This window comes from Lentibacter algarum, assembly GCF_018860975.1.
GTDB classification, from domain to species: domain Bacteria; phylum Pseudomonadota; class Alphaproteobacteria; order Rhodobacterales; family Rhodobacteraceae; genus Lentibacter; species Lentibacter algarum_A.
Window position 1 is genome coordinate 558,745 of the sequence record NZ_JAHKQI010000008.1, and the last position, 15,105, is coordinate 573,849.

Below are 15,105 nucleotides of genomic sequence, written 5' to 3' on the forward strand. Positions count from 1 at the left end.
TTCTTGCAAAGCAGCAATGCAGAGTTCTCGCAAGGTCAACACAATGCTTAAGCCATTGAGATTGAACGCCTACCCCGCAGCCTGAAGCTGCTGAACGGTCTGTCCGTAGCCGCCTGCTGAAACATAGCTCTGCTCTGACGGCGTGTTTTTACGCTGCAGTGCTTCATTGCGATAGGGAAAGCGCCCAAACTGTCGGATCACTTCGCGGTGCGCGCGTGCATGCAACAGGTTACCGGCCCCTGTTTGCGGTAAGCGCTCTTTCATCAGCCGGATGCAACGTTCCTGATCACACAGGTTCTCAGAGTGCATCAGCGGCATATAGAAGAATTGGCGCGCCGGTTCATGTACCTTCAAATCCCAGTCTTTGCTGATCGCTGTCTTTGCAGCACACAGTGCCATCCTGTCGGAGCGAAAGGCCTGCCCGTCATTGCGGAACATATTGCGCGGAAACTGATCTGTCAGAATGATATAGGCCAAGGCTCCGTTCGGATATGTCAGCCACATGCCAAGCTCACTTTTCTGCGCTGCTTCCAAACTCGATGCAAAACGATTGCGAATTTCTTCATCAAGTCCGTCAGACGGGGTATACCACCCTTCTGGCCCTGTCTCGTCGAGCCAAAATTTCAGCACGTCTTCAGGCTGTATCGCTGCGCTCATGGTTTGCCTCCTAAGCAATCTGAGTGCCCCTCAGGTGTCTCAAAACCGTTACACAAAGCAGCCTGCAATAAAAGTAAAGTTTTGCAACAAATTTTATCTGTTTATGTCGTTTCCGTGCTTTCTGCGTCTTCTGCGCCTGTCTCAAGCGCATATTCTACTGACATTTGCGAAGAGGACATCCAGACCGGCGCATAATTGCTTGATTCCTCAACCGAACGTGCGGCGCGTTGTGTCATTCGGAAGCCAGCATAAGCGGCCATCGCCACCAAAAGCATTGCGAGGAACAGGAAGTAACCTGGCGCGCCAACAGCGCTCATCATCCAGCCAGCGATAATTGGCCCAGAGATCGCGCCCAAACCGTTGATGAACACCAAACCGCCAGACACCGCTGCCATATCTTCGAGCTCAATGAAGTCATTGGTGTAAGCCAACAGCAGGGAGTAAAGCGGGTTTGACGTGCCGCCGATCACAAACGCAGCCAAGAGCAATATGGTGAAGTTGCTGCCAGCGAACATACCTAGCACCGCACCGGTGGTGCCGAGGGCCGCGACAAGCATAATCAGCAGACGACGATCCATCCTGTCAGATATCCAACCCAGCGGATACTGCAATAGCGTCGCCCCAATGTAGAACGCTGATACAAATAGCGAGATCTGCGATAGCGTCAGCTTTATCGACGCGCCGTAAACAGCGGACATACCAAACTGCGCCGAGAAAACACCGCCGAGCAGGAACATACCAACACAGCCCAGAGGGGATATCTCCATGATCTCGCGCAGGGTTTTGGGCTTGGTGAACTCAAACGCTGGCGTCGGGCTGATCGACAGCAAGATTGGTGCAAAGCTGATTGAAACCAGCACCGAGATGATCACAAAGAGCACATACCCTGACGGGTCAGCCGCCAATAGCAGCGCCTGAGCCGCGACAATGCCAATCATCTGCACCATCATATAGACAGAGAGTGTTTTGCCACGGTTCTCATTGTCAGAGGCGTTGTTGAGCCAGCTTTCTGCCGTCACATAAACGCCTGCAAAACAAAAGCCGACGACGATGCGCAACACCATCCAGACAAGTGGATTTGCCCATGTTGCATAGAGCACCAAAACTGCCGAGATAAATGAAGCAAGTGCGGCGAAGACACGGACATGGCCGACACGACGGATCATTTCCGGGGCCATACGTGAACCGCCCAGAAAGCCAACGAAATATGCTGACATCACCAGAGACATCTGAAAAGCCGAAAAGCCCTCGATATCGCCGCGCACCCCCAAGAGCGTGCCTTGCAGGCCGTTGCCGACCATTAGTAGGCCCATGCCCAACAATAGCGCCCATGATGAAGAGATAACTTGCAGCATATTGGTCTCCTAAACCTATATCAGCCCAATGGCTGGCCTGAACACGACTGTCGAGACTAAATACGACACTCGGATGTCTGTTTTAGTCTTCCGTCTTTTCAGAGGGAAAAAGGAGTGAGGAATCACCGTAGGAAAAGAAGCGGTATTGCTCGTTTATTGCATGAGCATAAATCGCTTTGACGCGTTCATAGCCCATCAAAGCAGAGACCAACATCATCAGCGTAGATTTGGGCAAATGAAAGTTGGTCATCAAGGCGTCGGCGACATGAAACGTGAAGCCAGGGTAGATGAATATGTCGGTTTCGCCTTGCCACGGTTCAAGTTTGCCAGACCGCGCAGCACTTTCAATAAGCCTAAGTGCCGTAGTGCCAACAGGGATCACCCGCCCGCCAGCGGCTTTGGTTGCATTGATCTCATCTGCGGCCTGTTCGCTCACTTCGCCCCACTCGGCATGCATCTTATGTGTTGTTACGTCTTCGACCTTCACAGGAAGGAACGTCCCGGCTCCGACATGTAACGTAACTTGCGTAAACTCGACGCCCTGATCAGCAAGCTCGGCAAGCAATTCCTCATCAAAATGCAGCGAGGCCGTCGGGGCGGCGACTGCCCCTGTAGCTTTGGCAAATACGGTTTGGTAATCTTGCTTGTCTTGCGCATCAGCGGCACGCTTGGCAGCAATATACGGTGGCAACGGCATCGCGCCGGCCTCGTTGAGCGCCGCCTCGAAGGCTTCTCCTTCAAGGTTGAACACCAGATGTGCTTGCCCATTTGCCCGCCCGACACAACGTGCTTCAAGTCCGGCCTCAAACCGGATCACTTCCCCGTCACGTAGCTTCTTGAGAGGTTTCACCAAGGCGTTCCAGCCCTCTGAAGCATGCGCGCCAAGCAAGGTCACTTCCAGTGCTGCCTGCGTAAGTCCTTGCGCACTTGTGCGGCTACGGTGCCCGAACAGGCGTGCAGGAATTACCTTGGTGTTGTTGAGCACAAGCCTATCGCCGCGCTTTAGCCAATTAGTGAGGTCGCTCACATTCGCATCTGTGATATGCTCCCCGTCGGCAACCAAAAGCCGTGCAGAAGAGCGCGGGCGCGCTGGCCGCGTTGCGATCAGCTCATCTGGCAGATCAAAGTCAAAATCAGAAAGTTTCATCGGTTCACTTCTGGTGCTGGGCGGCGGAATATCTCGCGGAACATGCCCGGCGTAAAGAGCGAAAGCGGGTTCACATTGACTTTCGGGTTCGCGCCCGTGCCCCGAAGCTTGTAGTTGAAGCCAACAAGCCCTTCGCCCTTGCGTGTAAAGATCGCACCGATCCCGTTGACAAGAAAAATCGGTGAAACAACGCCCTGCATATCCATCTGCCCCGAGCCGAGGTTGTAATAACCGTCCATCGAGATGCCCATTGATGCGCCAACAGCGCTAGACCGGCTGACAATCACTTGCGTCGGTGTCATCTGAAAACGCGCTTCGACCTGGTTGAACTGAATCCCCTGCCCGCCCAGTTGTTCGAGCAACCCGATGATGCTGGCGGCGTTGAGCAGAGCGGCCATTGCAGGCGCATCTCGCAAGCGTGTGTTTTTGATATCGAGCGCGCCGTTGTATGTGCCTTCCGCTTTCGCCGGTGCGAGCGTGAGTGTCATTGCGCCGCCTGCCGCGTTCTTGAGCAAACCTGCCGCAGCAAGAACCTTGCCGCCATCGTCGGAACTGATCTGAAAAGCGCTGCGGCCGCTCTGTGGCACCACGCGCCCCTTGACTGGCGCACGGCCATTCACCAGCCCCGTAAAGTTGCCTTCAAAACCGCGGGCCGTATTAAAATTGCCCTGAAAGCCGGTAAGGGCGATGCCTTCGCTGATCTTTAACTCACCAAGCCGCGCCGTGATCGGCCCGCCACCGCCGGAGCTACCACCACCGGAACTAAAGGAAGTGCGCGACAAATCTATCTTGCCGCCGTTGACCTCGATCGCTGGCACCCGCCCCTTGCCGCGCCCGACAAAGGTAACCGGAGCATTGAACCAGCGGCCAACGGTAACGCGCTCAAAGCGCGCATCTTTGAAACTGCCGCCAGTGCCTAACCGCACGTTACCGCGCGCATCAAGCCCGGCGGCATTAAGCACAATCCGGTCAATCTTCATAGGCGATCCGAACGCCCCCGTTACCGAGAGCTTGCCAGTGCTCTTGGCAGCCTTGCGCCAGCCGATCTGCGGAATACTCAGCCCCACTCCAGAGAGGTTTGATGTCAGCGCAAAGCTCGCTGATCCGCCTTTGGTAAGCGAAATGTTGATAGTCCCGCGCCCCCGTCCTGTAACGGTGCCACTCGGCAAGCCGATGTTGAACGCACTGACAAACTTCGGTGACAATTCGATGCTGCCTGTGATGGTGCTTTTGGCGCTGCTGCCCTTCCCCAGAGGCGCGGTGAACTTGCCGGAAAACGGCACCGTGTCGATACGCCCGTCGCCAGAGATCACCAAGCTTCCGTTTTTGGCGTTTGCTTGCAAAGCCTGAGCCGCAAGCACCCGCCCGGGAACAAGACTCTCGCTGCGCACGTCAGTCAATGTGGCAGACACATCAAACTGCACTGCATCAGTTGGCAAATTGCGCTGCATAACCCAGCTCACAAGCCCTTTAGCCTTAACCTGGCCGTCAGCCATCGTAACTGACTGGCCCGCTTTTGTAATCAGGTTCAGCGGCTCCTGATCCAGCGTGCTCAGCAAAGCCGTTATCTGCCCGTTGGCGGCCGCATTGACTGTCGCAGTTACGCCTGATGGCCCTGTCTTGGGAATGATAAACTCGGTTCCGGCGATGTCTAAAGTTCCGCCCTGAGGCGCCGTTATTGTGCCTTTTGTGGCGCGTGCAGCAAAGCGGTTACGCAGCAGGCTGGCTTGCCCGCTCAGACCCTTGATCAACGGCATAGTGTCGATGAAGCGCAGCGTTACATCTGAATACGCGAAGGCAATATACGGAGAAGGCTTGTCACCCGGCCCGGCGCGCAACCCCACTTGTGCCTCGTCAAGCCGCCCTTCGAGCACATTGGCGGCTACCCAGTCGCGGGTGCGCGTGCTCACTTGAGGCGGCCATAGACGCATCACATGCTCAACCTCAAGGCCGCGCGCTCCTGCCTGCAAGTGATAGCCCCAACCTTCTGCGAGAGCCGCAAACGTGCCTTCAACATGAAATCTCGTGTCGCCGTCGGTCAGGTCCAATTGCCCTAGGCTGACGCGAAACGGATCGAGGCGGAGTTGAATGTCAGCATAACCGCTATCAAAGGAGACTTTATCACTCAAAAAGTCACCCGGCTTGGCAGCGATTTCACCAAAACGAAGCTGGCCGACATACGCACTCGGCCAGCCGGTTTTTGACATCACAAGCCCGAGCTTGCCATCGGCGCGCAGCGTAACCCACTCACTCTGCAAATTGATCTCGTCAAACTGCACAATCTGTTCAACCGGATCATATGTGAAATAGGTGCGCGCAGCTGTGAAAGGCACCGGTGACGTGCTGTCGTTCGGTTGCAAGACCCCTTCCCCAATTTGCAAAGTTCCACTGAGCGGGCCCAACTCGCCATCTTCGTTCATTTCAACCCGCAATGCACCGGATATTGGCGCGCGCAGGGCTTCAAGCCACGAAACCGCAGGCGATTGCGACGCCAGATCGCGCGCCGGAAAATCAGTCAGCGACATGCCGATGATTGCGTTTGGTGAGCCGACCGTGCTGGCAAAGCTCAACTCGACACCGGCAGCAACGGCGCCACCGGTCAGAACCGCAAAATCGGCTCTCAGATCAAGTTCACCGTCTTTATGGCCCAGATCAAGCCGCCCGCCGTCAACTGTCCAGGCACGGTCTGCGCGTTCGTCTTCATATCTTAGTGTCACATCATTGGCGACAATGCTCGCGAACTCGCTAAACTCGGGGCGCATTAGCAATGCATCGATTCCACCAATCAGTTCTGCAAAGCCCTTGCCCTGCCCCGAAGCGTTCAATTCCTCACCAAAGCTGAGCCAGAATGTTCCGTTCTTGTCGCGCCTCAGCAAAAGCCGCGAGCCTGACAGTGACAGCGTGCTCGGGTGTAATTTCCCGCGCATCAAAGGAGCGATGGCAGCGCGCGCTTCGATGGTGTCTAGCACAACCAGCCGTGCTCCCGCTTGGTCACGAAACTCGACATCTCTTAGGACAATCCGCGGAACCCACCCCTCGTCAACTGTGAGCGCCGCAGTTCCCATTTCTGCAGAATAGGGTGTCAACGCCTTGTTCAACTGCGCTTCTAGCCTGCTTTGCACCCACTCCGGCGCTTCAAGCGGCTCCTGTTTCAAAGCCAGCAAGCCAACAAAGCCGACAACCACCAAAGCAATCAGTGCGATCAGGCTCAGCAAGCCAACAGCCGCCCGCCTGCGCTTGCTTTTACGCTTGCGCACAGGCGCCGCACCATCCTTTTGTGCGTCCTGCGGTTTGTCTTCTGGCTCTGAGGTCATGGTCTGGCTTACAGCTTCCTTTTGCATGCTCCGCGCGGCAAGGCTTGCCCGCATGACAACTATAACAACTCTCTATCAGCTGCGCTCGGCAAAACTGTCATCATAAGCGTTGCACTTCTCCTGCTCGCGATAATATGAAACAGAAACAGAGAATAGAGGTAATTCCACGATGGTAGATGATACGCAGTTTCCCGCTCCGAACGCAGCTTTGCTGACCGAGGCAGGCGAGCACCTCAAGCTGGACAGTTTACGCGGAGCCCCCTTTGTGTTGTTCTTTTACCCGCGTGACAACACGCCAGGCTGCACCACCGAAGCCAAAGGCTTTTCCGAACACCTGCCAACATTTGAGGCTCTCGGCGTGCAGGTTTTCGGGGTGTCAAAAGACAGCCTCGCCAGCCATGAAAAATTCCGCATCAAACAAGAGTTGAACGTGCCGCTTTTGTCGGACGAACACAGCGACGCTTGCGAGGCCTTTGGTGTTTGGAAGGAAAAGAACATGTATGGTAAAAAGTTCATGGGCATTGAGCGCTCGACGTTTTTGATCAACGCCGATGGGCAAGTTGTGCGCAGCTGGCGCAAAGTCAAAGTTGACGGCCATGTTGAAGACGTTCTGGAGGCCGTGAAGGCGCTCACTGATGGAGCCACCGATGGAGCCACTGATGGGTGATACTCTCGCCCAAATGGCTGTCGAAGTGCTTACAACCGCTGACGGACGCGCAAAAACTGCGCTGTCGCGAAAACATGCGGCCACGTGGTTCGCCGCACGCGCGGCAAATGAGCCCTTGGAGATCGGCACTGCCGAGCCGCCGTTGCACCCTGCTCGCCCCACGCAACCCGAGCTGCTTAACCCGCGTGACGTGCCCCGCCGCAAGCCTGGCTCCGAGAAAGGCCGCCTCGCGCTCCTGCACGCAGTGGCCCATATCGAGCTCAACGCTGTAGATCTGCACTGGGATATGGTCGCGCGGTTTTCTGATGTGCCATTTCCGATCGGATTTTTTGATGACTGGGTTCGGGCTGCCGACGAAGAATCCAATCATTTCAACCTCATGTGTGACTGCTTGGAAACCCATGGAAGCCATTATGGCGCCTTACCTGCGCATGCGGGCATGTGGCGCGCCGCCGAAGACACCGCCGAAGACTTGATGGGCAGGCTCGCGGTGGTGCCTATGGTGCTTGAAGCACGCGGACTTGATGTCACCCCCGGGATGATCGAAGTTTTTCGCAAGGCCAACGACGCCCAGACCGTTTCTGCACTTGAGGTGATCTATGCCGAAGAAGTCGGACATGTGGCCTACGGTTCCAAGTGGTTTCATTTTCTGTGTGGACGCTACGAACTTGATCCGAAAGACGAGTTCCACCGTCTCGTGAAGCACTACTTCCACAGCACACTCAAACCACCCTTCAATGAAGAGAAGCGCGCTGAAGCCGGTTTGCCGCCTGATTTCTACTGGCCGCTTAGCGATGCCGAACCTCCTGCGCGCGGCTAGTCACGTCAAAGCTGTCGGCAGTTTCTTGCCGTTTTACCCCTGTTTCCAATGTGATGCGGCGACATTTGCGCAATAAACTTGCACGCTTTCGTGCAGGGCGTTAAGCACATTTCGGGTAGCCTCTGGTTGAGCGCCGCCTGTGTTGGTGTCGCGTCTGCTGCAAATGCATATGCCGGCTATAGTGGAACAAACCAAGGAATAGACACGTTGCGAACGAAGATTGCTATTCGCCTTGACGCTTTTCTCGAGCGCTTCTTCCCGGAGCGACGCGTCTTTTTACGCTCTGACAAAGACACACGATTTGTCCGGCTTCGCCCTGGCATGCAGTTGTTTGCCTTTATGGGTGCCGCCGCCGTTGTCGCATGGACGATTATCGCCACAGCGGTTTTGTTGATGGATTCGATCGGTGCAGGTAACTTTCGTGAGCAAGCCAAGCGAGACCAGCAAACTTATCAGGCACGCCTGAACTTCATTTCCCAGCAACGCGACATTCGCGCAGAAGAGGCACTCGCAGCACAGGAACGCTTCAACAAAGCGCTTGAGCAGATCTCGGTGATGCAGTCCCAACTTCTGACATCGGAAACCCGCCGCCGCGAGATGGAAACCGGGATCGAGATTGTCCAGAAAACCCTGCGAACGGCGATGAACGAACGTGACACCGCCCGTGATGAAGCCATCCAGCTGACCGCAGCGATGAAGCAAGGCGGCACGGGCTCGTCTTTCACTTCAAGCTCTGGCAGCACAGGTAATGCGGCGCTTGATCTGATCACCGCTGCATTGGCCGAAACGGCGGCTGAACGTGACAAAGTTATTGCTGATGCACAGGACTCATTGCTGCAAGCAGCCGAACTTGAGCAGCGCATCGCCTTTATGAACGAGCAGAATGACGAGATCTTCCGCCACCTTGAAGAAGCCATGACCGTCTCTGTAAAGCCGCTCGACAAGATGTTCCGCGCCGCAGGCATGAGCCCTGACAGCATCCTGCGCAAGGTTCGCAGCGGTTACTCAGGCCAAGGCGGGCCGCTTACACCTTTGTCATTCTCTACCCGTGGAGAAGAGCCCTCCCTTTCGACACAACGCGCCAATCGCATTCTCGGTGAGCTTGATCGTCTCAACATTTACCGCATCGCCGCTTCGCGCGCGCCTTTCGCGAACCCCGTAAAAGCGGGCTACCGGTTCACATCGCCCTTCGGATACCGCCGTGATCCAAAGACCGGCGGTCGCCGTTTGCACAAAGGTGTCGACTTTGCGGGCCCGGTCGGAACGCCGCTATACGCAACAGCTGACGGTGTTGTGACGCATGCCGGCTGGAGCTCGGGCTACGGCCGCTTGGTCAAAATCCAGCATGAGTTCGGAATTGAGACCCGCTATGCTCACCAGAACCGAATTCGTGTTAAAGTTGGACAAAGGGTATCGCGTGGCGACAGAATAGGTGATATGGGAGCATCCGGACGGGTGACTGGCCCTCATGTTCATTACGAAGTTCGCGTAGGCGGAAAGGCCGTCAACCCAATGGTATACATCAAGGCAGCAAACAATGTTTTCTAAAAGCAAAATCAATGAACCAGGCCCGAAAGCCGACGAAGCAACTTCAGCGGGATCCGCCGACAAAGCACCAAGCGCGCCAAGCAAGCCCGCGACACCCGCTCCGAGCGAGTTCAAAGCTTCGCCTCCGAAAGCCAAACCACCAGCCTCGGTGTTGTCGTCAGACCTGCACATCACAGGCAACCTCAAAACAACTGGTGACATTCAAGTTGAAGGCACGATCGAAGGCGACATCCGCGCGCATCTTTTGACAGTGGGTGAAACCGCTACAGTCAAAGGCGAAGTGATCGCTGATGACGTGGTTGTCACTGGCCGCATCGTTGGTCGTGTGCGTGGCCTCAAGGTGCGCCTCACGTCTACAGCGCGCGTTGAAGGTGACATCATTCACAAAACGATCGCCATCGAAAGTGGTGCCCATTTTGAAGGCTCGGTGCAGCGTCAGGATGATCCACTGAATTCGGGCGGCAAAGGCGCTGTTCCGACAGCCAAACCGACACCTTCAGCCTAAGCTGAAACAAGCATGAACAGACCAGAACGGGCATCGCACAACACGGCGGTGCCCGTTTCTTTTGTGCCCTCAGACAAGCGCCACTTTGTGCTCATAGCTGCCGTGCTTGCATCTGCACTCGGTTTCATCGACAGCTCGGTGCTCGCGATCGCTCTGCCCGCTATGCGCGACAGCCTCGGGGCGGGACTCGCCGAAGCCCAGTGGTTTCACAACGGCTATATGCTGACTCTCAGCGCATGTATTCTGGCCGGCGGCGCCTTGGCAGACAAATTCGGCCTTAGCCGCAGTTTCCGCAGTGGTATCACTTTGTTTGTGGTGGCCTCCTGTATCTGTGCGACAGCAGCCAACCCCACACAGATGATCATCGCGCGGCTCCTGCAAGGGCTTGGGGCAGCGCTCATGGTTCCGGGCTCACTGGCCGTCATTTCGAGGGCCTACCCGCCCGAAGAACGCGGCAAAGCTATCGGCCTTTGGGCTGCGTGCTCGGCGCTCACAACAGCACTTGGGCCTGCCCTTGGTGGCTTGGCTCTCAGCACAGGAGGACCGGAAGCATGGCGGCTGATCTTTGCGATCAACTTGCCGCTCGGTGGCCTGGCGGTTTGGCTTGTTTGGCAGTTTACAACCGACACCAAGCGCGACACCACACAGCAAGTCGACGCCATCGGAGCCTGTTTGGCAACTCTATCACTCTTTCTTATCGCCCTCGGTTTGACACAAGAGAGTTTGCTGCTGACGCTGTCTGGTTTGCCTGTCGCTGCGGCCTTCATTTTCCATGAGCGGCGCTGCGCAGCCCCGATGCTTGACCTGACACTGTTTACGAACCGCGACTTTTCCGCCGTCAATCTGGCAACATTCCTGCTCTACTTCGGTTTCAATGGCGTCTTGTTTTACCTGCCGATGACACTGATCACTGGCTGGGGTCAAAGCCCCCTGCTCACGTCGCTGACTTTTGCTCCGTTGACCGTGTTTATTGCATTGCTGTCGGCAAAAGCCGGCGCGCTCGCGGGGAGCATCGGCCCTCGCCCGTTGATCAGCCTTGGCGCCATTGTTGCCAGCGGCGGTTTCGCTTTGCTTTCCGTCGCGATCACCACCGAGCAGTTTTTCACTGGTGTTCTCCCCGCCACAAGTGTGATCGGCTTTGGAGTTGGCTGCGTTGTAGCGCCCCTGTCGACAGCTGTGATGGGGGCCGCTCCCGATTCCCACGCCGGCAGCGCATCCGGTATAAACAATGCCGTCGCTCGTATGGCCGGTCTGTTCGGAGTTGCGGCGCTCGGACTGGCAGCACAAGCCGGATATCTTGGTGTTTCCGAGGGTAGCTTTGGTGCGATTTCCAGCGTGGCGTCACACAAACCGGCAATGATATCTGGGTTTCAGGCGGTCACATTGCTGGCGGCGCTTTCGGCCTTCCTCGGCGCACTCGTGGCGTGGTTTGGCCTCTCGCCTCAGGCGTCGAGTTCCGCATCCCAATAGAGAAAATCCATCCAGCTTTCGTGCAGGTGATTGGGTGGAAACTTACGGCCACGATTGCGCAGTTCTTCTGCCTCGGGCGCGCGTGGTGCTCTACGCAGTCTTAGACCCGAGTTGCGAAGGCTCTTACACCCTTTGCGCAGATTACACGGCGAACACGCGGCCACAACGTTCTGCCAGCTCGTCACCCCGCCAGCAGCCCGCGGAATCACGTGATCAAAGGTAAGGTCGCCCTTGGCACCGCAATACTGACAGCAAAACTCATCACGCAAAAACAGGTTGAAACGGGTGAAAGCCACGCCCTTTTGCGGCTTCACATAGTCCTTGAGCACCACCACTGAAGGGATCTTGATCTGCATCGAAGGGCTACGAACGATTTGATCATACTCGGCGACGATATCAACCCGATCAAGCCAAGCGGCCTTAACAGCGTCTTGCCACGGCCATAGCGACAACGGGAAGTATGATAGCGGCCTGTAGTCCGCATTGAGCACCAGCGCCGGATGCTGCTTGAGCGCACCCGGATGCTTAACGAAATCGTCCCTGAAGTGACCATCCATCTTGCCTAAAACCCTGTTTGTTTGTTCTCATCTCGTATTTCTTCGGGCCATTGGCCTATGTTGCGTTGATTGCCACTATATATCGTGGCAAGCACACGGCAAGCCTCATGATGTAGAAGCTACATTCCTAGGGTTATACAAACGAAAAAGGCACGCCGTGTGGGGCGCGCCTTTAGATGTGATTGCGAAGATGTTGCTCTTAGTCGTTGGCGCGTTCTGCCTCGATCGCGCGCCACTTAGCGACATTCTTGTTGTGCTCGTCCAGCGTCACGGCAAATGCGTGGCCACCGGTGCCATCAGCCACAAAGAAGATATACTCCGTGCTGTCGGGGTTGAGTGCGGCTTCGATGCTCGCGCGTCCCGGGTTGGCGATCGGAGTTGGCGGCAAGGCGTCGATTACATAGGTGTTAAACGGCGTCGGCTTGCGCAATTCACTGCGGCGCAGACCACGGCCCAGCACCCCTTCGCCCTTGGTAATGCCGTAGATCACGGCTGGGTCGGTTTGCAGCTTCATGCCCTTGTTCAGCCGGTTGGTGAACACACTCGCAACCTGTCGCCGCTCTTCGGCCACGCCTGTTTCTTTCTCGATCAGAGACGCGAGAACCAGAGCCTCTTCAGCGCTCTTCACAGGCAGGCCTTCGGCGCGTCCTTCCCAAGCTGCGGCCAGAATAACCTCTTGGCGTTGGCTCATCTGGGCGATGATATCAGCGCGCTTGTCGCCTTTCTTGAACTCATAGCTGTCTGGTGCGAGGCTGCCCTCGGCGGGCACATCACCGGTGGCGCCATCAAGCAGCGAGATTGCTTTGAGGCCTTGAACCACTTGCCAGCTGGTCACACCTTCGGCGACAGCAAGCCGGAAGCGCGCGTCTGATTGCTCGATCACTGCCGTAAACGCCTGCGGAATTTCGTCAACCGACGGGTCAAACTTGGCCTTCTCGACGAATTTGTTGGTCGACGGATCAAGCTCGCGCACAATAGTGCTCATGCGCGTGACACCGACCCTAAACACAACCTCCGTGCCGCAGGTCGACGCGCCGCCTTTGGTAATGATCGACGCGATATCTGCCATGCTCGCGCCCGCTGGCACGAGGTAGCTTCCGGCTTTGAGTTTGCCTGTTTGGTCGGCATAATCCATGCCCACACGCAACAGCATCCCCGAGCTCACAGCACCTTGGTCCGCAAGCCAGTTCGAGACGCGGCTGACAGTGCTGCCGCGCTCGACACGCAGACATATTTGCTCATCCAAAGGGCCCTTGGCCTGATATTCGCTCTGGCCCCACAAGATCAGCCCGCCGAGCAGGAAGATGCCGACAATCAGCATTGTCAGTGCGTTTGAGGCAATGTGTCGCCACATAGTGTTAGTCTACCTTCCGAAAGACAACGGAGGCGTTGGTGCCCCCGAAGCCAAAGCTGTTTGACAAGGCAATGTCGATTTTGCGTTCGCGTTTTTCGTTGGCGCAAAGGTCAACATTTGTTTCGCAGTCCACCGTATCAAGGTTGATCGTTGGCGGCGCAACTTGATCACGGATCGCGAGGATCGAGAAAATCGCCTCGATCGCGCCCGCCGCGCCGAGCAAGTGGCCCGTCATCGACTTGGTTGACGACATCGAAAGCTTGGCCGAAGCCTCTGGCCCCATCATCCGCTCGACAGCACCTAGTTCGATGGTATCGGCCATCGTTGAGGTTCCGTGCGCGTTCACGTAGTCAATCTCGGTCGGGTCAATGCCGGCGTTTGCACAGGCTGCGCGCATCGCACGTTCAGCGCCTTCGTGGTCAGGTGGAGGAGCGGTGATGTGGTAGGCATCGCCCGACAGGCCATAGCCAGCCACTTCTGCGTATATCTTCGCGCCGCGCGCTTTGGCGTGTTCGTATTCTTCCAATACAACAACACCAGCGCCCTCGCCCATGACGAAACCGTCGCGGTCAGCATCCCACGGGCGACTTGCTTTGGTCGGGTCGTCATCGTGACCTGTCGAGAGGGCTTTGCAGGCATTAAAGCCCGCGATCCCGATCTCGCAGATCGCGGCTTCTGCACCGCCAGCAACCATAACTTCGGCGTCGCCATGCTGAATAAGGCGTGACGCGTCGCCAATCGCGTGCGCGCCCGTCGAGCAGGCCGTCACAACCGAGTGGTTGGGGCCCTTGAAACCATACTTGATGCCGACTTGCCCTGAAATCAGGTTGATCAATGCACCAGGAATAAAGAACGGCGAAACGCGGCGCGGGCCTTTTTCGGCCATGAGCAGCGTTGTCGCCTCGATTGACTTAAGACCACCAATACCAGAGCCGATCATGACGCCGGTGCGCAGGCGGCTCTCTTCGTCTTCGGGCATCCAGTCAGCGTCTGTTACCGCTTGGCCTGCCGCGGCAATGCCGTAGAGGATAAAGTCGTCAACCTTTCGGCGCTCTTTGGGCGCCATCCAGTCTTCGTAGTTGAAGGTGCCATTGGTGCCGTCGCCGTGCTTAACTTCACAGGCATATTTGGTTGCCACGCGCTCGGGGTTAAACTGGGTGATCGTGCCAGCGCCGCTTTTGCCAGCCAGAATGTTGGCCCAGCTGTCATCTACATTGCCGCCCAAAGGCGTGACAAGCCCGATGCCTGTTACAACTACTCGACGCATAAAAAGGCCCTTCCCTATTTCCCTGCCCGCTCATACCGCGGCTTGGGGTCTTGGGGCAAGAGTGCGCATCGCTCAAATAGCACGATGCTGCCGATAGTCTTGCCCGGTGTTCATAATCTCTCAAAAGAAAAACGGCCCGCATGCTTGCAGGCCGTTCTCATGTAAATTCAAAGAAAAGGCTTAGGCCGCTTCAGTGATGAATTTCACGGCGTCGCCGAATGTTTGGATGGTTTCGGCTGCGTCGTCCGGAATTTCGATCCCGAACTCTTCTTCAAAAGCCATAACCAGCTCGACTGTGTCGAGGCTGTCGGCGCCAAGATCGTCAATGAAAGATGCGTTTTCAGCAACTTTGTCTTCTTCAACACCAAGGTGCTCAACAACGATTTTCTTTACGCGGTCTGCGACGTCGCTCATGTCTCTATCCTTATACTTCAGGCTCTTGCG

The 15,105-nt window shown here is 56.4% G+C and carries 13 protein-coding genes; 5 read left to right on the top strand and 8 right to left on the bottom strand.

All coding sequences use genetic code 11. From position 1 onward, the window contains the following. Nucleotides 1-69: 69 nt before the first annotated feature. From KO498_RS12075 to KO498_RS12090, 4 genes are all read right to left on the bottom strand, one after another. On the bottom strand, nt 70-657 hold the full coding sequence (locus KO498_RS12075) for a DUF924 family protein (protein WP_215960140.1): 588 nt from the start codon (nt 655-657) through the stop codon (nt 70-72). A gap of 101 nt (nt 658-758) precedes the next feature. Then, complete coding sequence (locus KO498_RS12080) at nt 759-2,012, bottom strand: MFS transporter (RefSeq protein ID WP_215960141.1); 1,254 nt, start codon at nt 2,010-2,012, stop codon at nt 759-761. 82 nt (nt 2,013-2,094) lie between these two features. Further along, nucleotides 2,095-3,159, bottom strand: a complete 1,065-nt coding sequence (gene queA / locus KO498_RS12085; protein WP_215960142.1) for a tRNA preQ1(34) S-adenosylmethionine ribosyltransferase-isomerase QueA — start codon at nt 3,157-3,159, stop codon at nt 2,095-2,097. Beyond that, a complete protein-coding gene (locus KO498_RS12090; RefSeq protein ID WP_215960143.1) occupies nt 3,156-6,500 on the bottom strand; it encodes an AsmA-like C-terminal region-containing protein in 3,345 nt (1,114 codons plus the stop codon). Before KO498_RS12090 ends, queA begins: the two co-directional genes overlap by 4 nt. A 142-nt stretch (nt 6,501-6,642) precedes the next feature. Here KO498_RS12090 and KO498_RS12095 point away from each other — a divergent pair, with 142 nt between their 5' ends. From KO498_RS12095 to KO498_RS12115, 5 genes are all read left to right on the top strand, one after another. Continuing rightward, a complete protein-coding gene (locus KO498_RS12095) occupies nt 6,643-7,140 on the top strand; it encodes a peroxiredoxin (protein ID WP_215960144.1) in 498 nt (165 codons plus the stop codon). Beyond that, nucleotides 7,133-7,960, top strand: coding sequence for a ferritin-like domain-containing protein (locus tag KO498_RS12100; RefSeq protein ID WP_215960145.1), 828 nt, complete (start codon nt 7,133-7,135; stop codon nt 7,958-7,960). Before KO498_RS12095 ends, KO498_RS12100 begins: the two co-directional genes overlap by 8 nt. A 207-nt stretch (nt 7,961-8,167) precedes the next feature. Beyond that, a complete protein-coding gene (locus KO498_RS12105; protein WP_215960146.1) occupies nt 8,168-9,508 on the top strand; it encodes a M23 family metallopeptidase in 1,341 nt (446 codons plus the stop codon). Next, nucleotides 9,498-10,013: a bactofilin family protein gene (locus KO498_RS12110; RefSeq protein ID WP_215960147.1), complete on the top strand. Its 516-nt coding sequence runs from the start codon at nt 9,498-9,500 to the stop codon at nt 10,011-10,013. The genes KO498_RS12105 and KO498_RS12110 overlap by 11 nt, the downstream gene beginning before the upstream one ends. 12 nt (nt 10,014-10,025) lie before the next feature. After that, nucleotides 10,026-11,483 (top strand): MFS transporter, encoded by a 1,458-nt coding sequence (locus tag KO498_RS12115; RefSeq protein ID WP_215960148.1) that lies wholly within the window; start codon nt 10,026-10,028, stop codon nt 11,481-11,483. Here KO498_RS12115 and KO498_RS12120 read toward each other — a convergent pair. The 4 genes from KO498_RS12120 to KO498_RS12135 form a co-directional block, all read right to left on the bottom strand. Continuing rightward, a complete protein-coding gene (locus tag KO498_RS12120) occupies nt 11,456-12,040 on the bottom strand; it encodes an HNH endonuclease (protein WP_215960149.1) in 585 nt (194 codons plus the stop codon). The two genes, KO498_RS12115 and KO498_RS12120, sit on opposite strands and share 28 nt — an antisense overlap. A 199-nt stretch (nt 12,041-12,239) precedes the next feature. Beyond that, nucleotides 12,240-13,394: an endolytic transglycosylase MltG gene (gene mltG / locus KO498_RS12125; protein WP_215960150.1), complete on the bottom strand. Its 1,155-nt coding sequence runs from the start codon at nt 13,392-13,394 to the stop codon at nt 12,240-12,242. A gap of 4 nt (nt 13,395-13,398) precedes the next feature. Continuing rightward, nucleotides 13,399-14,661: a beta-ketoacyl-ACP synthase II gene (gene fabF, locus KO498_RS12130; protein ID WP_215960151.1), complete on the bottom strand. Its 1,263-nt coding sequence runs from the start codon at nt 14,659-14,661 to the stop codon at nt 13,399-13,401. Nucleotides 14,662-14,841: 180 nt separating this feature from the next. Beyond that, nucleotides 14,842-15,075 carry an acyl carrier protein gene (locus KO498_RS12135; protein WP_215960152.1) on the bottom strand — a complete coding sequence of 78 codons (234 nt, stop codon included), beginning with the start codon at nt 15,073-15,075 and terminating at the stop codon, nt 14,842-14,844. Nucleotides 15,076-15,105: the final 30 nt, after the last annotated feature.